This window comes from Pseudomonas sp. 3B-A001-10F (genome assembly GCF_056313565.1).
Genome location: NZ_JBQYFW010000043.1, coordinates 15382 through 35089 on the forward strand (window position 1 = coordinate 15382; position 19708 = coordinate 35089).

Below are 19708 nucleotides of genomic sequence, written 5' to 3' on the forward strand. Positions count from 1 at the left end.
AAAAAAGCATAAAAAACCGGCATCCCAGAGAAAAATAATCGGCCAACCCTACTTGTAGGACAAAATTTCTCAGTTGTATGATGTCTAGCAACAACGCAGCACCTGCCCTACCCCGCATAAAAATAATCAGTGGGAGAAAACCAAGTGAAAACCTCCGTCTCCGGGATGAACGAGGGCGTCGATTCGACACTCGCGTCCGCCATCTCGAAAGTGAAACGCCACGTCCTGCCGCTTTTCGTGATCATGTTCATCGTCAATTACATTGACCGAGTGAACATCGGTTTCGTCCGCACTCACATGGAACATGACCTCGGTATTGGTGCCGCCGCTTATGGCTTCGGCGCCGGCCTGTTCTTCATCGGTTACGCGCTGTTCGAAGTCCCCTCCAACATGCTGCTGCAGAAAGTCGGTGCACGCATCTGGCTGACCCGCATCATGTTCACCTGGGGCCTGGTCGCCGCCGGCATGGCCTTCATCCAGAACGAAACCCACTTCTACGTGTTGCGCTTTTTGCTCGGCGTGGCCGAGGCCGGGTTCTTTCCCGGGGTGATCTACTACTTCACCCGCTGGTTACCCGGCGCCGAACGCGGCAAGGCGATTGCGATCTTCCTCAGCGGCTCCGCCGTGGCCTCGTTGATCTCCGGCCCGTTGTCCGGTCTGCTCCTGCAAATCAACGGGTTGGGCATGCACGGCTGGCAATGGATGTACTTCATTGAAGGGATGTTTTCCGTGTGCCTGTGCGTGTTCGTCTGGTTCTGGCTCGACGCCAAACCCCACGACGCGAAATGGCTGACCCGCGCCGAACAGGATGCATTGGTCAACGCCATCGATGCTGAACAGAAGGCCCGCGAAGCCGCGACGCCGATCCGGCCATCGATGAGCAAACTGCTCAAGGACCGCCAGATCATCCTGTTCTGCCTGATCTACTTCTTCATTCAGTTGACCATCTACGCGGCAACCTTCTGGCTGCCGAGCATCATCAAGAAAATGGGCGAGATGAGCGACTTCCAGGTCGGTCTGTTCAACTCGATTCCATGGTTGCTGTCGATCATCGGCATGTACGCCTTCGCCTCGTTCTCGGCCAAGTGGAAACACCAACAGGCGTGGGTCGCCACCGCCCTGTTGATCGCCGCTGCGGGGATGTTCATGTCGACCACCGGCGGGCCGATCTTTGCTTTCGTTGCGATCTGCTTTGCTGCGCTGGGGTTCAAATCCGCCTCATCGCTGTTCTGGCCGATTCCGCAGGCGTATCTGGATGCGCGCATCGCTGCGGCGGTGATCGCGCTGATCAACTCGGTGGGCAACCTTGGCGGCTTCGTCGCGCCAACTACGTTCGGCCTGCTCGAAGAACACACCGGCTCGATTCAGGGCGGCCTCTATGGGCTGGCCGCGACCTCGATCATCGCCGCGATCATCGTCTTCTTCGCGCGCACCACACCGAAACCTGCTGCCGACATCGCCGTGGTCGAGACCGCGCCGAAACACGCCTGACGTCCATTGTTAAAGATTGCGTATTAAAAGGATAAGAACATGACCGCACACGACACCGCCAAAGCTCCGATCATCACCGACATGCAAGTCATCCCAGTGGCCGGTCACGACGGCATGCTGCTCAATCTGAGCGGCGCCCACGGGCCGTTTTTCACCCGCAATATCGTCATCCTCAAGGACAACGCCGGCCACACCGGCGTCGGTGAAGTACCCGGTGGCGAGCGTATTCGCCAGACCCTGGAAGACGCGCGCAGCCTGGTGGTCGGCAGCCCGATTGGCACGTATCAGAAGATCCTCAATCAAGTGCGCCAGACTTTTGCCGACCGCGATGCCGGTGGCCGTGGCCTGCAGACATTCGATCTGCGCATCACCATTCACGCGGTCACAGGTCTTGAAGCCGCACTGCTCGATCTGCTCGGTCAGCATCTCGATGTACCGGTGGCGGCGCTGCTCGGCGAAGGTCAGCAACGCGATGAAGTGAAGATGCTCGGTTATCTGTTTTACGTCGGTGATCAGCGCGAAACCGACCTCGCCTACCGCAGCGAACCGGACGCCGACAACGACTGGTTCCGCGTGCGTCACGAGAAGGCCATGACTGCCGAAGCCGTGGTGCGCCTCGCCGAAGCGGCCCACGCGAAATACGGTTTCAAGGACTTCAAACTCAAGGGCGGCGTGCTCAGTGGCGATGCCGAAATCGAAGCGGTGACGGCGCTGGCCGAACGTTTTCCTGATGCGCGGATTACTCTCGATCCGAACGGCGCGTGGTCACTGAAAGAGGCCATTCGTTTGTGCCGCGACCAGCATCAGGTGCTCGCCTACGCCGAAGACCCGTGCGGCGCGGAAAACGGTTATTCCGGTCGTGAAGTGATGGCTGAGTTCCGTCGTGCCACGGGGTTGAAAACCGCCACCAATATGATCGCCACTGACTGGCGTGAAATGGGTCATGCGATCCAGTTGCAATCAGTGGACATCCCGCTGGCCGACCCGCATTTCTGGACCATGCAGGGATCGGTGCGTGTGGCGCAAATGTGCCATGAGTGGGGTCTGACCTGGGGTTCGCATTCCAACAACCACTTCGATATCTCGCTGGCGATGTTCACCCATGTCGCTGCCGCCGCACCGGGCGAGATCACCGCGATCGACACCCACTGGATCTGGCAGGACGGCCAGCGGTTGACCAAGGCGCCGCTGCAAATCGTCGATGGTCTGGTGCAGGTGCCGAAAAAACCGGGGCTGGGTGTCGAGCTGGACATGGACCAGGTGGCCAAGGCTCATGAGCTATATAAAGGCATGGGCCTCGGCGCGCGGGATGACAGCGTGGCGATGCAGTTTTTGATTCCGGGCTGGAAGTTCGATAACAAGCGGCCGTGTCTGGTGCGCTGATCTCCAATCCACCACGGTCCCTGTAGGAGTGAGCCTGCTCGCGATAGCGGTGTGTCAGTTGATACCAATTTTGACTGACACACCGCTATCGCGAGCAGGCTCACTCCTACAAGGGTTTTGCGTTAACCAGAGAGTTGCAGCAGCCAGGTTTTGAACGCCATCATCGCCGCCGTTTCGGGACGCGACTGCAACCGCGTCAACCAGTAACTCCCCGTCGTAATCTCAATCGCAAACGGCTGACAAATCGCCTCCGCCGCCAGTTGCCGGGCGAACATCATTGGTGGCGCCAACGCCACACCACTGCCCTGCAACGCAGCCTCCATCATCGCCAGCGACGAGTCGAACACAATGCTTTGCGGTGGCGCAGCCTGGGTCGCCAACCCGGCCGCCTGAAACCACTCCGGCCATTCATCGGTGCGATAGGAACGCAGCAGCGTTTGTTGCAGCAAATCCCCCGGCGATTGCAATTGCCGAGCGATCTCCGGCACGCACAACACCGACAGCGGCGCATCGAGCAAACGTGTCGCCTCAATGCCATGCCACGCCCCGGCACCGAAGCGAATGGCGTAATCCAAACCCTCAGCGGCGACATCCACGCGATTGTTGTTGGTCGACAGCCGCAAATCTATGAGCGGATGTTTCATCCGGAAGTCCGCCAGCCTCGGCAACAGCCAACCCACGGCGAACGTACCCACCGCGCCAACGGTCAACATTTCGCGGTACTGTCCGCCAGCGAGGCGTTCCAGAATCTGCGCGATGTGATCGAAGGAGGTGCTCAGCACCGGCAGCAAGGTTTCACCCTCACTGGTCAGCATCAGCCCACGGGGCAGGCGTTTGAACAGGGTGACGTTGAGTTGCGCCTCGAGGCTTTTCACCTGATGGCTGACCGCCGCTTGCGTGACGCACAGTTCCACGGCGGCGCGAGTGAAACTCAAATGACGCGCGGACGCTTCAAAGGCACGCAGCGCGTTGAGCGGCAATTGCGGTCGAATCATACCCAGTCCCAAGTTTTTCTAATGGCTCGTGCGAGTTTTCGTCGTTTGTCGATTGGCGCCGCGCTGACTAAATTGGCGGCGCTGATCAGTCGCCAAACACAGAAATCGCCCGCAGTGTAGCGGGATACCGTCATCAACACTCATGGAGAGTGGTTCATTCATGTCATCCATTCAATCGAGCAAAGTCATTTCCTGCGCCGCTTACGGACTGCTCTTCGGCGCTAGTGCCTGCTTCGCCGCAGTACCCGACGATGCGCAACTGTCAGCGCTGGTCAACGCAGCGGTGACGCCGGTGATGCAGCAACAGAACGTTCCCGGCCTGACCGTAGCACTGACCATCAACGGCAAGGCGCATTACTTTAACTACGGCGTCGCCAGTAAAGACACCGGGCAAAAAGTCAGCGAAAACACCTTGTTCGAAATCGGCTCGGTGAGCAAAACCTTCACCGCCACCCTCGCCGGTTACGCCCTGGCGACCGGTAAACTCGACCTGTCGACCAAGGCCAGCCAGCTCTGGCCTGATCTGAAAGGCAGCACCTTCGACAACATCAGCGTGCTGCAACTGGGCACCTACAGCGCCGGCGGCTTGCCACTGCAATTTCCGGACAACGCGGATTCGCCTGACAAGATGCTCGGCTATTTCCAACAGTGGAAACCGGTATATCCCGCCGGCAGCCATCGCCAGTATTCAAATCCAAGCCTTGGGTTGTTCGGTTATCTGGCCGCGAAAAGCCTCGGCCAGCCGTTTGACCAAGCAATGACGCAAACCCTGCTGCCGAAACTCGGTTTGCAGCACACCTACCTCAGCGTGCCTGCCGCGCAAATGGACCTGTATGCCCAGGGCTATGACAAAAACGGCAAACCGGTGCGCGTCACGCCCGGTGCGCTGGATTCGCAGGCCTACGGGGTGAAAACCAGCGCAGTGGACATGCTGCGTTACGTGCAGGCCAACCTGAAACCTGAAACGCTGGAAGCGGTACTGCAAAAAACCATTGCCAACACCCACACCGGTTACTACACGGTCGGCGATATGACTCAGGGTTTGGGTTGGGAAATGTACCGCTACCCGATCAGCCTTGATCGCTTGCTGGCGGGCAACTCGACGGAAATGGCCATGCAGCCGCACAAGGTGCAGTGGCTGAACCCGCCGCAACCGCAGCCGCATGACGTGCTGATCAACAAGACTGGCTCTACCGGTGGTTTCGGGACTTACGTGGCGTTTGTGCCGAGCGAGGACGTGGGCATCGTAATCATGGCCAACAAGAACTTCCCGATTCCTGAGCGGGTGAAGATCGCCCACAAAATCCTCAGCGCTGTCGCTGACTGAAAATCAAAAGATCGCAGCCTGCGGCAGCTCCTACAAGATCGGGTTTTCACTCGGTCGATGTAGGAGCTGCCGCAGGCTGCGATCTTTTCGTTTCATCCGTTAAAGCTGTGCCTGCAACTTCCAGCCGATGACATCCATCAAGTCGCAACTGTCACGCAACGGAATCGCCATCACCCTGGCGAAATCCTGCAGCAGCAAAGCGTCTTGGCCCTTGCCATCCCCCAGCGCCAGTGTCTCCATAAGTTGCGTGACACAACGCAAACGGTAAGCCGCTGTGCCGTGCAGCACATCCACCGGTGCTTCGCTGTCGATCAGCAGAGCGGGAATCTTGCAGTCGATCCCGGTCAGCGGAATGTATCGCGTCATGTTTGAACCTCCCTGTTCAATGTTGCGTCGCCGCCGGTGGATCGAGATTGTCCAGCGCACGGTTGACCAGCAACTCGCCGAGCACCGCCAACTGCTGAATCGACAGGGCGAGACTGCGCGCTGAACCTTGCAGTTCAGCGGCCAGGTCGGTGGTCAGGACATTGAGTGAAGCGAGAGTTTCACAAGCGTGGCAGAGCAGCGTGGGCGTATCGATATCGGGGAGGATGGTGAAGAGGTGGCTGATGGGATCGGGGTGATGGGGGTTGCGTAAGCGAGGGTTGTTGGCGTCGAAGGACCCAGAATCCATGGGGGATTCGGGGGGACTTGGAGTGTGTTTTTTCATTAGTAAATCCTCGGGACATTTAGAGAAAAAACTGCCGAACTCACTTCCACGAGAGGGTGGCAGCTTTGCGCAGGTGTGGAAGTCCGGGGAAACCCGAGGAACCCGGTGCACTCGAGAGTGCTCCTGCGCATCGCTGCCATAAGCAAACAATGTTGGCATAAAAACCACCAACATGTGTTTACAGGCGCAATGCGCTCTCGGGAATCACCGGACTTCCACACCCGACCACTGTGTTTTGCAGCGGCCCAAGAAGACTATCCCTCCTCCCCCAACCCCACCAGTTCATCACCGCCGCCGCGACTTGCAGGAAAAATCCACGGGACTTGAAGGGGGTTTGTGTCAGACATTTCCGCCGGCACATGTTGCAACGACTTTGGATTAGCGAATGAATTTGTTGTATCTACACTGCATCGAGTCAATCTTTGGACGAGGATGGCGTCGGGCAAAAAACAGCCATTCGAAGGGCGCAATGATGGAAATCAAAAGTTTGAAGCTTGCGGATGTCGGACACTTTGGCGACATGGATATTCAGTTTGCCCCTACCCCGACACATCGTTCGAACATCACGGTGCTGGTGGGAAACAACGGCAGCGGAAAAACCACCATTCTCAAATCCCTGAATATTTGTCTGAGCTGGCTGATCGCAAAAATTCGCTCCAATAAAGGCAATGGCAAATACCTTGTCGATGAAGATATTCGCAACGGCGCCTCAGGAGCCGTCCTCTCGATTGGCATCACCGACGTTTCACATCCGCGCGCAGCTGAGAGTGGTGCGGGTTCCGAAAACGAATTGTTCGTATGGGGCGCTGCCCGAAGTCGCCAAGAAGGTGCTGTTTCGGGCCGTGGATATTTAAACGAAGTCAGACTGCTTGCAGACCACTACCGCACTCAACTCACCGCCGACGATAGTGCCTCACTCCCGCTGATCGCTTATTACCCGGCCGAACGTTGCGTTTTAGAAGTCCCGCTGAAAATCAGCGGCAAACAAGCCTTCGATCAACTCGACGGCTACGACACCAGTTTTCACGGGGGTGCCGATTTTGGCAGTTTTTTCGAATGGTTCCGCGAACGCGAAGACAGCGAAAACGAAGACGGGATTTCCGATACCGCACTGGCCGAAATCGCGGAAAAATTCGGTACGGACAGCGACGCCTGGAAAACGCTGGCCAATGTGAAAGCCTCCACTCGCGATCGCCAATTGACTGCCGTTCGTTCGGCCCTGACTGCATTCATGCCGGACTTCACTAACCTGCGCGTGCAACGCAAACCGCACTTGCATATGGCTATCGACAAGCATGGCGCGACATTCAATGTCACTCAGCTCTCCCTTGGCGAAAAGTCGATGATTGCGTTGGTGGGTGACATGGCCAGGCGTCTGGCGATGATGAATCCATCGATGGACAACCCGCTGCACGGCGATGGCATTGTTCTGATCGACGATGTGGAATTGCGCATGGATCCGCAATGGCAGCTCGGTCTGATAGCGCAATTAAGCACGACCTTTCCCAATTGCCAGTTCGTGCTGACCACGCATTCTCCATTGGTCGTAGGTGATACCAAAGGTGTGCTGGTTTACCTGCTTGATGAGGGCGATAGCCGTGGGTAGACAGGTTGCAGTGAGGGCTTCGGTGTCCGCAAATATGTAGGAGTGAGCCTGCTTGCGATAGCGGTGTATCAGTCAACGCTGATGGTGACTGATACACCGCTATCGCGAGCAGGCTCACTCCTACAGGGGACGCGTTTTATTCAGTGACAGCGCGATCAATCATCCGGCATTTCCGGCGGCTTGCTCGGTTTCGCAGGCTTGGTCGGCTTCGCGTTCTTCGCGCCTTTGGCAGGTTCCGGCGTAGCAGCAACTGGCGCCTGAGCCGCAGCGGCCGCTTCCTTCTCAGCCATCGGCATGGCATCGATGGTGTCAAAGATCTTCTTCAAATCCACCGACTTCGATTCGTCCCCGGAGCTTTCCAGTTTCTTCTCGCCATCCTTGCCCACCAAAATCACTTTGGGTAACGCGCCGGCGCCAAGTTTCAATGCGCGGATCAGCGCCATGGTGTCTTGCTGGCCCATGTCCTTGCCGTCGAGTTGGCCGGACATGTTGAGGATGGTGTAGACCTTGATGTTGCGGTCGGCTACGCCTTTTTTGTTCGCGGGGTCTTCCAGCGACTTTTTAAGGCCTATCCACACGGGGTCGACCGTGCTTTGTGCGATCACGATCAGCGGTCGGGCGCGGCCCATGTCCCCGGCGATGGGCGAATCGTTGTCAGCGGCGAACAAGGGGCCGGCAATCGCCAGCAAGAGTGTCAGGGTCAATGACCTGATGAGCATGCGCATCTCCTTTTGATATCCACGCTCTAATGATTGCGCATCGTGGCGATTGTTCCGGGACAACCCGGCAAATATCTTCCGCCTAGTCAGAAGCTTAGGACAGGCGCGACATTGCGCAACATATCCGAGGTGATCGCAACGCGGATTTGATTACCTTTTATGACCGCATTAGGGTGGTGGTTCTGCCAATGGAATGGAGTTCAGCCGCATGCACATCGATTACCTGTGCGATCACCCCGAATTGATCGAAGAACTGGCCACGCTCAACTTCAAGGAGTGGGGCGAGTTTCGCCCCGGGCAAACCGTCGAGGACCGTATCGAACACATGCGCGAATCCTGCGGCAAAGGCGCAGTGCCCAGCGTGGTGGTAGCGCTTGAGGGTTCACGTTTGCTGGGCGGCGCGCTGCTGATCGAAAGCGATCTGAAGCTGCGCCCGAATCTGACGCCGTGGCTGGCAGGCGTTTATGTGAAGGCTGAGGAACGCGGTCGCGGGATTGCTTCGCAACTGGTCAATCGAGTGGTTGCAGAAGCGGCGGCGCTGGGTGTGCCTGAGTTGTATCTTTACACCGACACGTCGCAGTCGCTATATGCGCGGCTGGGTTGGGAAGTGGTTGAAGAGCTGGTCTACGACGATTTGCCGGTGACGGTGATGAAGTACGCCATCCGCCGGTAAGACACCCCGTAGGAGCTGCCGCAGGCTGCGATCTTTTGATCTTTAAAAACAACATCAAGAGATCGCAGCCTGCGGCAACTCCTACATGAGACCGTATTTGGCGGGGCCGGATCAGAACGCCAGTTTGTAGCCGATCAGCACCAGCATCGTCGCCAGGCACGGGCGCAGCACTTCATCGGAGATGCGTCCGGTCAGATGGCTGCCGAGCCAGATGCCCGGCAACGAGCCGACCAACAAGAAGCCCAGCACCCCCCAATCCATATTGCCCATGCTCGCGTGGCCGAGGCCTGCAACCAGGGTCAACGGCACGGCGTGGGCGATTTCGGTGCCGACCAGACGGCGGGTCGGCAGCAGCGGATAGAGGATGAACAGCGCAACGGTGCCCAGGGCGCCCGCGCCGATCGAGGTCAGGGCGACCATGGTGCCGAGGATCAGACCGGTGATCACAGTCATCACGTTCAGGCGCGAACCGCTCGGGTTGTAGTTGCCGCCGGCGCGTTTGTGGGCGAAGTCGAGCAAGCGCTTCTTGAAGAAGATCGCCAGCGCCGTGGCGAACAGGACGAAGCCCAGCGCTTGCTTGATGATGGCATTCATCGCGTCCGGCGCGGTGTGCAGAGTGCTGAGGAACCACAAGGTCATCGCCACCGCCGGCACGCTGCCGAGGGTCAGCCAACCGGTGATGGCCCAGTCGATGTTCTTGTTTTTGCGGTGAACGAGGACGCCACTGGATTTGGTAATGGCGGCGTACAGCAGGTCAGTGCCCACCGCCGTTGCCGGGTTGATGCCGAACCACAGCAGGATCGGCGTCATCAACGAACCACCGCCGACACCGGTCATGCCGACAATAAACCCCACCACCAGCCCGGCAATCACCAGGCCGAAATTTGCCAATTCCATTAAACCGTCCAGAAAAACGACAGGAAAATCTAGCCCGCAGCATAGCGATTTTTCTTATAACCACATATATCGATGCGGTCTATCGTTATGCCATATCGACCTCACCACAATTATCCCTGTGGGAGCGGTGGTTTCCAGAGTTAATGCACCCTTCGACCCGGTTTGAAGCTGTGGTGTTTGTTGACCCACACCGTGGTCAGCGCGATCAGCGACAAAATCAGCAACGCCCACGGAAACGACATCGCCCCGGCCCGATCCAGCAACAACCCGCCAAACAAGCCGCCGCCGGCAATCGCTACGTTCCAGGACGTGGTGAGCATCGCCTGCACCACGTCGACGTGATCACCGGCCGAGTCCGCCGCCGAGGTCAGCAGCAACGTGGCCGAGCCACCAAACGACAGGCCCCACACTGCCATGCAGGCATAAATGATCAGCGGTGACGGCGCTGCCACTGCCAACACCAGCGCGGTCAACGCAAACACCGCGAGGCTGATCAACGTCAGCCAGCGCAACCAGCGATCCACCAGCAGACCAATGATCCAGATCCCGCCCAGCGAACACAGGCCAAACACCAACAGCACCAGATCAACCCGGTCAGCCAGTCCGGCCTGCATCAGAAACGGCGCGATGTAGGTGTAGAGAATGTTGTGTCCGAGCATCCACGTCAGCACCACGAACAACACCGGTCGCACACCCGGCAGGCGCATCGATTCGAGCAGCGGCAGACGCTCGTCACTGGCCTGCCCCGGACGATCCGGCACCGCGATCACGATCCACGCGGCCAGCACCAGAGCCAGCGCCGACATGATCCCGAACGACGCACGCCAGCCGATCAGATTGCCCAGCCACGTCCCCGCCGGCGTGCCCAGTGACAGCGCCACCGGGGTGCCAAGCATGGCAATCGCCAGTGCTCGACCCTGTTGATGCACCGGCACAATGCCGCGCGCATACCCGGCCATGATCCCCCACGACAGCCCCGCCGCCATCCCGGCGAGAAAGCGCGAGGCGAGGGTCAAACCGTAATGGCTGGAGAACGTGGTGACGGTGTTGAACAACAGAAACCCGCCGACCGTCATCAATAAAACCCGGCGCCGAGGCCAGCCGCGTGTGGCGACGGTCAGCGGAATCGCCGCGACAATCGAACCCAGTGCATACAGCGTCACCAGTTGCCCGGCGAACACTTCGCTGACGTTGAGCCCGGCACCGATTTGCGGCAGCAGTCCGGCAGGCAGGGTCTCGGTGAGAATGGCGATGAAGCCGGTCATGGCGAACGCCAGCAACGCGGCATAGGGCAGTTTGTCCGCACGGGCGGTGCGGTCGACGCGGCTGAAATCGGCGCTGGCGGGGTCGGTCATGACGGGGGCGGCTCCATTTTGATCAATAGCGGTGACGGATTGTATACAAAAACCACCTTCACTATTCGATCAATGTGGGAGCGAGCCTGCTCGCGAGTGCGCTCTTTCAGGCACTGAAGTGTTGACTGATCTACCGCTTTCGCGAGCAGGCTCGCTCCCACATTTGATCTCTGCACTCCCCAGGTTTTCGTGGAACTCACTGCACGGGCAGGAAGTTCAGGAAGAGCAGACTTTGCGCGTAATTGAGGCCGATCCGCCGATAACGCTCATCAAGCATCTGCGTGATCAGGTCCAGGCGCGCGACGATTTTGCCGAACTCGGTGGCGAAGCTCAGGTTGCTGCCCTCCTCCGAGATCTCATTTGAAAACAGCAGCGGCTGCCCTTCCTTGTTCTGCCGCTGGGACAAAATCCACGTGGCTTTTTCGATATTGCGTGCAGCGTTGTGAACGAACGTCGGGTTGATCGCATCGGTCATATAGAACTCAGTGCGATTGCCATGGGCGGTGACCAGCATGCTGCCGATGGCATAGATGAACGCGCCGACACGGTCGCCGAGAAACTCTGGACTCATCGCATAGCTGAGCGCCGCCAGATCTTTTCGACCGCCAAGCACCGGCAACGGCTGTTGCTGCTCCACGGCCATCCGCACCTGCTTCACAGCGGCATGGATGTTGAGGAACCCTGACTTGCGCAGCTCGTCCGGGTTGCGCAGGTACAGCTTGGCTTGCAAGCGATAGAGGCTGCTGAGGTTGTCGCGCATCGCCAACGTGGCCATGCGGTCGACGCTGGTCTGCAGGAACTCCTGCGGCTGCCCTTCACGCATCTGATTGAAGAAGCCGTTGCCGTCCTGGTGACTGCAACCGCTGAACAGCAGCGACGACAAACAGGCCAGCAACAGGCACGGGCGGCGGAAAAAAGCAGCGATCAGGGCAAAAGCTCTCGGCATGAAATCTCGAACAGGCACATTCCTGTGCGGCGGGAGTCACCGCATCCTGGCCATGGATAGAGCCGCCGATTGCGAAAAAGTGCAGTGCACCGAATGCCCGGTCGTCCTTCCACCTGCCACGACCTGCAATTTAGTCTGTCTTTATTGTTGAAATAAACGATTAATCAGCTATAAATTTTCACCTGATGAGTATTTAGTATGACTACTTTGTTTTTTCGGTGATCAACATACCGATAGAACGCCGCTTTCAAAAACAACAACAAAAAGGAAGGTCAACCATGCTTCAATCCCGTCACCTGCTCTCCGGCCTCGGACTGTCCCTGATGATCGCCACCCTCTCCGCCAACGCGGCCGGCCTCAGCGCCGAACACAAAGCCTTCGGCAAAACCAATGACGGCACGCCCGTCGAGCAATACATCCTGCGCAACAGCCACGGCATGCAGGCCACCGTCATCACCTACGGCGCGACCCTGCAATCGCTGAAAGTCGCCGACAAGCACGGCAAGTTCGACGACGTCTTGCTCGGCTTCGATGATGTACAGGGTTACCAGAAAGGCACCGCCTACTTCGGCGCAACCATCGGCCGCTTCGGCAATCGCCTCGCCGAAGGTGCCTTCGAACTCGACGGCAAGCGCTATCAAGTGCCGCAGAACGACAAGACCAACGCGCTGCACGGCGGCCCACAGGGCTTCGACAAGAAAGTCTGGAAAGCCCAGGAAACCGAGGACAAGGATTCCGTCGGCGTGACCCTGACCTATCTGTCGGCGGACGGCGAAATGGGTTTCCCCGGCAACCTCACCACCGAGGTGACCTATCGCCTCACCGATAACAACGAACTGCGCATCGACTACAAGGCCAGCACCGACAAACCGACGGTGCTCAACCTGACCAACCACAGCTACTTCAACCTCGCCGGCGCCGGCAATGGCGACATCCTCAAACAGGTCGCCACCCTGCACGCCAGCCATTACACCCCGGTCACCGCCAAACTGATCCCGACCGGCGAACTGGCGCCCGTGGCCGGCACACCGATGGACTTCACCAAACCCACTGCGATCGGCACGCACATCAAGGCTGATCATCCGCAGCTGAAATTCGCTGAGCCGAAACAGGGTGGGTTTGATTTCAACTGGGCGCTGGATACCAAGGGCGATATCGGCAAAGTTGCGACTGAGGTCAGCGATCCGCAGTCCGGTCGCGTGCTGCAGTTGTTCACCACGGAACCGGGTGTGCAGTTCTATACCAGCAACTTCCTCGACGGTACGGTCAAGGGCAAGGGTGGCAAGGTGTATCCGCACTGGGGCGCGTTTACCCTGGAGACTCAGCATTATCCGGATTCGCCAAATCAGCCGGACTTCCCGAGTACTCGGCTTGATCCGGGGCAGACTTACAGCCACAGCGTGGTGTTGAAGTTCTCCGCAAAATAACTCGCCCCGCCGTACCTGATCGTTCCCACGCGCAGCAAAGGAATGCCTCAAGGGACGCTCCGCGTTCCAGCTCGCGAAGGGACGCGGAGCGTCCCGGGCTGCATTCCCACGCAGAGCGTGGGAACGATCTGGTCTATCCTGCTGCCCACTAAAAGGTATCGACACATTCAGCAAGGAGGTTTGCATGCGTACCCTCGAACTGGCCGGCGTCCAGGTTCCGATCATTGGCCAAGGCACCTGGCGCATGGGCGAAGACCGCTCGGCGCACAAGCGTGAAGTAGCCGCGCTGCGCACGGGTATCGAGTTGGGCATGACTCTGATCGACAGCGCCGAAATGTACGCCGAGGGCGGCGCCGAATCAGTCGTTGGCGAAGCCATTGCCGGCATTCGCGATCAGGTGTTTCTGGTGAGCAAGGTCTACCCGCACAACGCCAGCCGCAAGGGCATCCCGCAAGCTTGCGAGCGTAGTCTGCGGCGGCTCGACACCGATTACATCGACCTCTATCTGTTGCACTGGCGCGGCCAGTATCCGCTGGAAGAAACCGTCGAGGCCTTCGAACGCCTGCGCGAGGACGGCAAGATCGGCCGTTGGGGCGTGTCGAATTTCGATGTCGATGATCTTGAAGAACTCTCCAGTTCCGCCTGCGCGACCAATCAGGTGCTGTACAACCTCGAAGAGCGCGGTATCGAATTCGATCTGCTGCCGTGGTGCCAACAGCAGCGCATGCCGCTGATGGCCTACTGTCCAATCGGCCAGGGCGGCGCGATGCTGGCTGAACCGGTACTGAATGAGATTGCCGCTCGTCATGGCGTAACCCCCGCACAGGTTTCGCTGGCGTGGATTCTGCGTCAGGATGGTGTGATTGCGATTCCCAAGGCTGTGCGACCGGAACACGTGCAACTCAATGCACAAGCCGCGCAACTGCAACTGGAGGCCGGGGATCTGGCGGCGCTGGACCAGGTGTTTCAAGCGCCACAACGCAAGCAGCGGCTGGCCATGGTCTGAGCCGCCGACTGGCGAGGGCTTCGCGATGAGAAGCACAGATCAGTACGACCCGTTCAACCTGCAACGTTTTGTCCAGGCCCAGGACCCGGTGTTCGAGCGCGTGCAACGCGAACTCGATGAGGGCCGCAAACGCAGCCACTGGATGTGGTTTGTCTTTCCGCAGTTCGCCGGCCTGGGCGGCAGTGAAATGTCCCGGCGCTTCGCCATCGGTTCAGCCGAGGAAGCCCGGGCCTATCTGGCCCACGAGCTGCTCGGCGCGCGCCTGCGTACCTGCACGCAGTTAGTGCTGAAGGTGAAACAGCGCTCGATCGCGGAGATTTTCGGCCATCCCGATGACCTGAAGTTTCATTCCTCGATGACCCTGTTTGCTCAGTTCGCCGCTGAAGACAGCGTGTTCACTCAAGCGCTGGAGCGCTATTTTCACGGCATTCTCGATGAATGGACGCTGCAATTGCTCGACTCAAAACAGGCCCAGTTGCCCCCCGATCAGGGTTGAGAAATCGTCGTCGACAAACGGCAGAATCGCATCCGCCACCGGTTGCAGTTGCCGGGTGATGTAGTGGTCGTAGTCGATGGCGGCGCGGCGCACTTCCAAAGGCTCCGGGCCGGCCAGGGTGATGACGTAGCTGATCCAGCCGCCGTTCTGGTATTGCCGTGGGCGCCCGTGCTGCGCGTTGTAGTCGTCGGCCAGCCGCGCCGCACGCACATGCGGCGGTACGTTGCGCTCGTAATCGTCGAGGGTGCGGCGCAGGCGTTTGCGGTACACCAGCCGATCATCGAATTCGCCGGCAAGGGTTTTGCGCACGTAGTCGCGCACGTAATCCTGATAGGGCTTGCGCTGGAAAATCCGCTCGTAGAGTTCCTGCTGAAATTGCCGGGCCAGCAGCGACCAATCGGTGCGCACGGTTTCCAGACCTTTGTAGACCATTTCATCGCTGCCGTCGGCACGGGTGACCAGACCGGCATAACGTTTCTTGCTGCCCTCCTCCGCGCCGCGAATGGTCGGCATCAGGAAACGTTTGTAGTGAATTTCGAATTGCAGTTCGAGGGCGCTTTCTAGCCCATATTCTTCACGCACATGCGCGCGCCACCAGTCGTTGACGTGCTTGACCAGCGCATGACCGATGCTGGCCGCTTCTTCCTGCCCGTGCGGACGACGCAGCCAGACGAAGGTCGAGTCGGTGTCGCCGTAGATCACCGCGTGGCCCTGCTCTTCGATCAGCTTGCGCGTGCGCAACATGATCTCGTGACCGCGCAGGGTGATCGATGAGGCCAGCCGCGTATCGAAGAAGCGGCAACCGCTGGAGCCGAGCACGCCGTAGAAGGCGTTCATGATGATTTTCAGCGCTTGCGACAGCGGTGCGTTGTGCTCGCGCTTGGCGGTCTCCCGACCTTCGGCCACCCGCGAGACGATCGACGGCAGGCAATGGCGAGTACGCGAGAACCTTGCGCCACGGAAACCCGCCACGGAGTCGGCGTCATCCGGGTGTTGCAGGCCTTCGATCAGGCCCACCGGATCGATCAAAAAGGTGCGGATGATCGACGGATACAGGCTCTTGTAATCGAGCACCAGCACCGATTCGTACAAGCCCGGTTGCGAGTCCATGACAAACCCGCCGGGGCTGGCCTGCGGCGGATTGGTGCCGAGGTTCGGCGCAACAAAACCCTGGCGGTGCATCAACGGCATGTACAGATGCGTGAATGCTGCCACCGAGCCGCCACTGCGGTCCGCCGGCAATCCGGTGACGCTGGCGCGTTCGAGCAAAAAGGTCAGCAATTCAGTCTTGGCGAAGATCCGCGTGACCAGTTCACAGTCCTTGAGGTTGTACTTGGCCAGCGCCGGTTTGTCCTCGGCGAACATGCGGTTGATTTCGTCCATGCGCTGGTACGGGTTGTCGATGGACTTGCCTTCGCCGAGCAGGGTCTGGGCGACGTTTTCCAGGCTGAAGGAAGGAAAGCTCCAGGTCGCTGAACGCAGCGACTCGATACCGTCGATGATCAGCCGCCCCGCCGCCGAGGCGAAGTAGTGATTGCGGCTGCCGTGTTCGCGCCATTGCATTTCTTCGCCGCCACGGCCGATTTTCAGCGGCACGCCGAGGCGTCGCGCGTGTTCGTGGAGGATGCGTAGATCGAACTGCACGACGTTCCAGCCAATGATCGCGTCGGGGTCGTGGCGCGCGAACCAGTCATTGAGCTTCTTCAGAATGATGGTGCGCGAGTCGCAGTATTCGAGGTCGAAATCGACGATGCTGTTATCGCCATTCGGCGCGCCAAGCATGTACACCTGACGCTCGCCACAGCCTTCGAGCGCGATGGAGTACAGCTCGCCGGTTTCGGTAGTCTCGATGTCCAGCGAGACCAGGCGCAGCTTCGGTCGATAATCGGGGTCAGGTTTGAGCTGGGCGTTGAGCAATACGCCGTCGGCATCGGGCGTGCCGCTGAACTGCACCGGTGCGGTGATAAAGCGCTCCATCAGATAGCGCTCCGGCGGGCGCACATCGGCTTCGAAAACGTCGACCCCGTTGCGGTTGAGCGCGGTTTCCAGGCGCATCAATTGGCCGTGTTGCTGGCAATACAGACCGAGCACCGGGCGATGTTCGAAATCCTGCAAGGCCAGCGGGCGCAGTTCGACATTCTTCTCGTCATGCAGCAGACGTTCGGCCGCTGCGCGCTGCTCGGCGGGAATAAACGCCACCGACGGCTGATGCGGCAAACGCACACGGCGCGGCCCGGCGTCAGTCGCCAGCCAGAACTCGACTTCGGTGCCGGCCGCGGTATCGCGCCAATGCCGGGTCAGGACGAAGCCCTGCGGTAAATCCACCACTGCAACCTCAGAAATTGAAACAGAGGGGCATTCTACGCGGCATTGCACGGGATGACCCTGGCGATAAATCGGCGTCAACCACGGAAAAAACCGGCGAATGACGTTTTTTGCGTGTTATCTGCCGCTTTGCCACCTTGCCCTACGCGCTTGCGTCTACGATGCTTGGAGAACAACGACAACACCTGAGTAACCGCCATGAAGACCGTCGCCCAACTGCTCAAGCTCAAAGATCAGAAAAATCAGGAAGTGCACCAGATCAAGCCTGATCACATGGTGCTCGAAGCGCTGATGAAGATGGCCGAGAAAAACGTCGGCGCCTTGCTGGTGGTCGAAGACGATAAGGTGGTCGGCATCATCAGTGAACGCGATTACGCACGCAAACTGGTGCTGCATGGCCGCTCATCCGTGGGCACGCCGGTGCGCGACATCATGGTGGCGAACGTGATCACCGTCGACACCCACCAAACTGTCGACACCTGCCTGGGCATCATGTCGGACAAACGCCTGCGCCACTTGCCAGTGGTGGAGAACGGCAAGTTGATCGGCTTGCTGTCGATCGGTGACCTGGTCAAGGAAGCGATTGCCGAACAGGCAGAGCTGATCAAGCAACTGGAGCAGTACATTCGCGGGGAATAATCCCCGTCCTCCTCATGATCGTTCCCACGCGCAGCAAAGGAATACCTCCCGTGACGCTCTGCGTCACGCTTTGGGACGCAGAGCGTCCCGGGCTGCATTACCACGCGGAGCGTGGGAACGATCATCGTCGGTCAGGACGGCCAATGCCGGGCGAAGACCGGCGCCAGCACCGGATGCCGGTCAATCCGCTGCAACCACGCATAAAACCCCGGTCGCGTCTGGCGCAAATGCTCGCGACTGCCCGCCCAGCGTGTCACCACTGCCGCGAGCACATCCAGCGCTCCCGGCGTTTCGTCATCCAGATACAACTCTGCAGAAAACTGGTCGGCAAACACCTCCCAACTCCAGTGCAAACGCGCACGCGCACCAGCGATCAGATTTTGCTGCGAGGCTTCGTCGGGCATCAGCAGCCAGCGCTCCGGATAATCGATGACGCCGATCGCTGCGTAGCAATTGCTGACGATATAGACCAGGCCGCGAATGGCCTGGTCGCGATCATTCGCCTTGGTTGGCAGCAGGCCGGACTTGGGAAATGTCAGGCCCAGATGAATCAGGATCGCCGCGCTCTCGGTGATGGCGCTGCCATCGGGCAGTTGCAAGGTCGGTATCTGCTTGAGTGGATTGAGCTGCGCCAACGCCTCGGCAGCTTCGGTGCTGGCTTCGATATCAATGAAACGGTAAGCGATCTGGCACAGCTCCAGCGCCGCTTCGATGGCGGCTGCGCCTGAATTTCTGTGCCCGTAGAGCTGGTACATATCCAATCCCCCCGAAAAGACCATTGCCACAGGGTAGATGGCTGTAGCGTGGGTGTAGAAAAAATCTGCCTGTGTATCGGTTTTGGCACGGTTTTCCCATGCACTCGCGACTTGCGAATTCAAACCTCGCAAAACAGCGCTGGCGGTGCCCATCCCGCACCAAGAGCATTCATCGAACGCTATCCGCGTTCTTGTAAGGTGCGATACCGAACCAAAAGTTCGCGTATCCGAGCTGGCAACAAGGAGTTCACCGCGTGAATCTTCAAACGCTCTGCCGCATCACAGCCTCTTTGCATTTATCCGTTCGCCGCCGAGTTCATCCGAACAGTCCCGGCTGCCTTCACACTTACTTTATTACCTGACACCTCGACAGCGCACTGCGTTCGCCAATGAGTTATTGGCCGACGGCAGCGTGCTATTTATTTTTTAAATAAGACTCGGACAGTTACTACGCAAACGCAGTGCGCATTGAACGATAGCAGGATTGTCGAACAATAACTTTCAGCGCCACTTCAAGTGCACCAAAACCGCTCCACGGATTTGAACTATTCAATACTTCAAACAGTGATTTCATTTAACCAACAACAAGGAACATGCCCCGTGAGCCGCTAAAACATTGACCCGCACCAATTCGGTCCGCCGCGCACCAGCAAGTGCCCTGGCCGCAAGCCAAGCCGCCGCTCTATCCCGCCGATCAGCGTGATATGGCGCACAGCCTGACTCGCCTGTGAAAAAGCTCCCTCGACCGGAGTAACGGCAATCTGCGCGCCATGGAAAAACCACGACAAGGTTAAAACTTATATAAATGCGACATGGGTAACACTCATGAAATACGCACTCTACATTTCAGCAATATCTGGCACAGCGGTTGCTATGTGTAACAAGCATGAGACACCGACCGTTGTCTTACGCAATAGAAGAACAACCAGGGAATGGCCAATGAACACTCAAAGTCGATG

The 19708-nt window shown here is 58.7% G+C and carries 18 protein-coding genes; 9 read left to right on the top strand and 9 right to left on the bottom strand.

Features of this window, described 5'->3' with window-relative positions:
* Nucleotides 1–144: 144 nt before the first annotated feature.
* Both AC0ZWN_RS26275 and gudD read left to right on the top strand, forming a co-directional pair.
* Nucleotides 145–1491: an MFS transporter gene (locus tag AC0ZWN_RS26275; RefSeq protein ID WP_476337248.1), complete on the top strand. Its 1347-nt coding sequence runs from the start codon at nucleotides 145–147 to the stop codon at nucleotides 1489–1491.
* 39 nt (nucleotides 1492–1530) lie between these two features.
* Entirely contained in the window at nucleotides 1531–2874 is a 1344-nt protein-coding gene (gudD, locus tag AC0ZWN_RS26280; RefSeq protein WP_122597342.1) for a glucarate dehydratase, read from the top strand.
* 122 nt (nucleotides 2875–2996) lie between these two features.
* On the opposite strand, the gene AC0ZWN_RS26285 is transcribed toward gudD, so the two are convergent.
* Nucleotides 2997–3869, bottom strand: a complete 873-nt coding sequence (locus AC0ZWN_RS26285) for a LysR family transcriptional regulator (protein ID WP_476337250.1) — start codon at nucleotides 3867–3869, stop codon at nucleotides 2997–2999.
* Nucleotides 3870–4029: 160 nt separating this feature from the next.
* On the opposite strand from AC0ZWN_RS26285, the gene ampC reads away from it, so the two are divergent.
* Nucleotides 4030–5196: a class C beta-lactamase gene (gene ampC, locus AC0ZWN_RS26290; RefSeq protein ID WP_476337251.1), complete on the top strand. Its 1167-nt coding sequence runs from the start codon at nucleotides 4030–4032 to the stop codon at nucleotides 5194–5196.
* A 99-nt stretch (nucleotides 5197–5295) separates the two neighbouring features.
* On the opposite strand, the gene AC0ZWN_RS26295 is transcribed toward ampC, so the two are convergent.
* Together AC0ZWN_RS26295 and AC0ZWN_RS26300 are read right to left on the bottom strand one after the other, a co-directional pair.
* Nucleotides 5296–5562: a hypothetical protein gene (locus AC0ZWN_RS26295; RefSeq protein WP_476337252.1), complete on the bottom strand. Its 267-nt coding sequence runs from the start codon at nucleotides 5560–5562 to the stop codon at nucleotides 5296–5298.
* Nucleotides 5563–5578: 16 nt separating this feature from the next.
* Nucleotides 5579–5869, bottom strand: a complete 291-nt coding sequence (locus tag AC0ZWN_RS26300; RefSeq protein ID WP_408980808.1) for a DUF6124 family protein — start codon at nucleotides 5867–5869, stop codon at nucleotides 5579–5581.
* A gap of 421 nt (nucleotides 5870–6290) precedes the next feature.
* Between AC0ZWN_RS26300 and AC0ZWN_RS26305 the strand changes: the two genes are divergently transcribed.
* Nucleotides 6291–7511 carry an AAA family ATPase gene (locus AC0ZWN_RS26305; protein WP_476337253.1) on the top strand — a complete coding sequence of 407 codons (1221 nt, stop codon included), beginning with the start codon at nucleotides 6291–6293 and terminating at the stop codon, nucleotides 7509–7511.
* Between the two features lie 155 nt (nucleotides 7512–7666).
* On the opposite strand, the gene AC0ZWN_RS26310 is transcribed toward AC0ZWN_RS26305, so the two are convergent.
* Nucleotides 7667–8230: a DUF4174 domain-containing protein gene (locus AC0ZWN_RS26310; protein WP_476337255.1), complete on the bottom strand. Its 564-nt coding sequence runs from the start codon at nucleotides 8228–8230 to the stop codon at nucleotides 7667–7669.
* 208 nt (nucleotides 8231–8438) lie between these two features.
* Here AC0ZWN_RS26310 and AC0ZWN_RS26315 point away from each other — a divergent pair, with 208 nt between their 5' ends.
* Nucleotides 8439–8903, top strand: a complete 465-nt coding sequence (locus AC0ZWN_RS26315) for a GNAT family N-acetyltransferase (RefSeq protein WP_116256021.1) — start codon at nucleotides 8439–8441, stop codon at nucleotides 8901–8903.
* A gap of 111 nt (nucleotides 8904–9014) precedes the next feature.
* On the opposite strand, the gene AC0ZWN_RS26320 is transcribed toward AC0ZWN_RS26315, so the two are convergent.
* The 3 genes from AC0ZWN_RS26320 to AC0ZWN_RS26330 all read right to left on the bottom strand — a co-directional run bounded on the left by AC0ZWN_RS26320 (nucleotide 9015) and on the right by AC0ZWN_RS26330 (nucleotide 12101).
* On the bottom strand, nucleotides 9015–9800 hold the full coding sequence (locus AC0ZWN_RS26320; RefSeq protein ID WP_034154648.1) for a sulfite exporter TauE/SafE family protein: 786 nt from the start codon (nucleotides 9798–9800) through the stop codon (nucleotides 9015–9017).
* 140 nt (nucleotides 9801–9940) lie between these two features.
* Entirely contained in the window at nucleotides 9941–11155 is a 1215-nt protein-coding gene (locus AC0ZWN_RS26325; RefSeq protein WP_476337258.1) for an MFS transporter, read from the bottom strand.
* Between the two features lie 196 nt (nucleotides 11156–11351).
* Nucleotides 11352–12101, bottom strand: a complete 750-nt coding sequence (locus AC0ZWN_RS26330; protein ID WP_099756712.1) for a hypothetical protein — start codon at nucleotides 12099–12101, stop codon at nucleotides 11352–11354.
* 278 nt (nucleotides 12102–12379) lie between these two features.
* Between AC0ZWN_RS26330 and AC0ZWN_RS26335 the strand changes: the two genes are divergently transcribed.
* From AC0ZWN_RS26335 to AC0ZWN_RS26345, 3 genes are all read left to right on the top strand, one after another.
* Nucleotides 12380–13528, top strand: coding sequence for an aldose epimerase family protein (locus tag AC0ZWN_RS26335; protein ID WP_476337261.1), 1149 nt, complete (start codon nucleotides 12380–12382; stop codon nucleotides 13526–13528).
* Between the two features lie 184 nt (nucleotides 13529–13712).
* Nucleotides 13713–14534, top strand: coding sequence for an aldo/keto reductase (locus AC0ZWN_RS26340; protein ID WP_476337263.1), 822 nt, complete (start codon nucleotides 13713–13715; stop codon nucleotides 14532–14534).
* A 25-nt stretch (nucleotides 14535–14559) separates the two neighbouring features.
* A complete protein-coding gene (locus tag AC0ZWN_RS26345; protein ID WP_095051020.1) occupies nucleotides 14560–15030 on the top strand; it encodes a DUF1810 domain-containing protein in 471 nt (156 codons plus the stop codon).
* On the opposite strand, the gene AC0ZWN_RS26350 is transcribed toward AC0ZWN_RS26345, so the two are convergent.
* Nucleotides 14995–17355, bottom strand: coding sequence for a DNA polymerase II (locus AC0ZWN_RS26350; protein ID WP_177413121.1), 2361 nt, complete (start codon nucleotides 17353–17355; stop codon nucleotides 14995–14997). The genes AC0ZWN_RS26345 and AC0ZWN_RS26350 overlap by 36 nt on opposite strands.
* A 198-nt stretch (nucleotides 17356–17553) precedes the next feature.
* On the opposite strand from AC0ZWN_RS26350, the gene AC0ZWN_RS26355 reads away from it, so the two are divergent.
* Nucleotides 17554–17994, top strand: coding sequence for a CBS domain-containing protein (locus AC0ZWN_RS26355; RefSeq protein ID WP_008084932.1), 441 nt, complete (start codon nucleotides 17554–17556; stop codon nucleotides 17992–17994).
* A 131-nt stretch (nucleotides 17995–18125) separates the two neighbouring features.
* Here the strand turns inward: AC0ZWN_RS26355 and AC0ZWN_RS26360 are convergent, their stop codons facing one another.
* On the bottom strand, nucleotides 18126–18749 hold the full coding sequence (locus AC0ZWN_RS26360) for a glutathione S-transferase (protein WP_476337265.1): 624 nt from the start codon (nucleotides 18747–18749) through the stop codon (nucleotides 18126–18128).
* Nucleotides 18750–19708 lie beyond the last annotated feature (959 nt).

Bases quoted from the DNA above. Each gene is read 5' to 3' on its own strand.
- AC0ZWN_RS26310 (WP_476337255.1), bottom strand. From the start codon at position 8,230: ATGCTCATCAGGTCATTGACCCTGACACTCTTGCTGGCGATTGCCGGC.
- AC0ZWN_RS26325 (WP_476337258.1), bottom strand. From the start codon at position 11,155: ATGACCGACCCCGCCAGCGCCGATTTCAGCCGCGTCGACCGCACCGCC.
- AC0ZWN_RS26330 (WP_099756712.1), bottom strand. From the start codon at position 12,101: ATGCCGAGAGCTTTTGCCCTGATCGCTGCTTTTTTCCGCCGCCCGTGC.
- AC0ZWN_RS26320 (WP_034154648.1), bottom strand. From the start codon at position 9,800: ATGGAATTGGCAAATTTCGGCCTGGTGATTGCCGGGCTGGTGGTGGGG.
- AC0ZWN_RS26345 (WP_095051020.1), top strand. From the start codon at position 14,560: ATGAGAAGCACAGATCAGTACGACCCGTTCAACCTGCAACGTTTTGTC.
- gudD (WP_122597342.1), top strand. From the start codon at position 1,531: ATGACCGCACACGACACCGCCAAAGCTCCGATCATCACCGACATGCAA.
- AC0ZWN_RS26300 (WP_408980808.1), bottom strand. From the start codon at position 5,869: ATGGATTCTGGGTCCTTCGACGCCAACAACCCTCGCTTACGCAACCCC.
- AC0ZWN_RS26360 (WP_476337265.1), bottom strand. From the start codon at position 18,749: ATGTACCAGCTCTACGGGCACAGAAATTCAGGCGCAGCCGCCATCGAA.
- AC0ZWN_RS26285 (WP_476337250.1), bottom strand. From the start codon at position 3,869: ATGATTCGACCGCAATTGCCGCTCAACGCGCTGCGTGCCTTTGAAGCG.
- ampC (WP_476337251.1), top strand. From the start codon at position 4,030: ATGTCATCCATTCAATCGAGCAAAGTCATTTCCTGCGCCGCTTACGGA.
- AC0ZWN_RS26295 (WP_476337252.1), bottom strand. From the start codon at position 5,562: ATGACGCGATACATTCCGCTGACCGGGATCGACTGCAAGATTCCCGCT.
- AC0ZWN_RS26315 (WP_116256021.1), top strand. From the start codon at position 8,439: ATGCACATCGATTACCTGTGCGATCACCCCGAATTGATCGAAGAACTG.
- AC0ZWN_RS26340 (WP_476337263.1), top strand. From the start codon at position 13,713: ATGCGTACCCTCGAACTGGCCGGCGTCCAGGTTCCGATCATTGGCCAA.
- AC0ZWN_RS26355 (WP_008084932.1), top strand. From the start codon at position 17,554: ATGAAGACCGTCGCCCAACTGCTCAAGCTCAAAGATCAGAAAAATCAG.
- AC0ZWN_RS26335 (WP_476337261.1), top strand. From the start codon at position 12,380: ATGCTTCAATCCCGTCACCTGCTCTCCGGCCTCGGACTGTCCCTGATG.
- AC0ZWN_RS26305 (WP_476337253.1), top strand. From the start codon at position 6,291: ATGAATTTGTTGTATCTACACTGCATCGAGTCAATCTTTGGACGAGGA.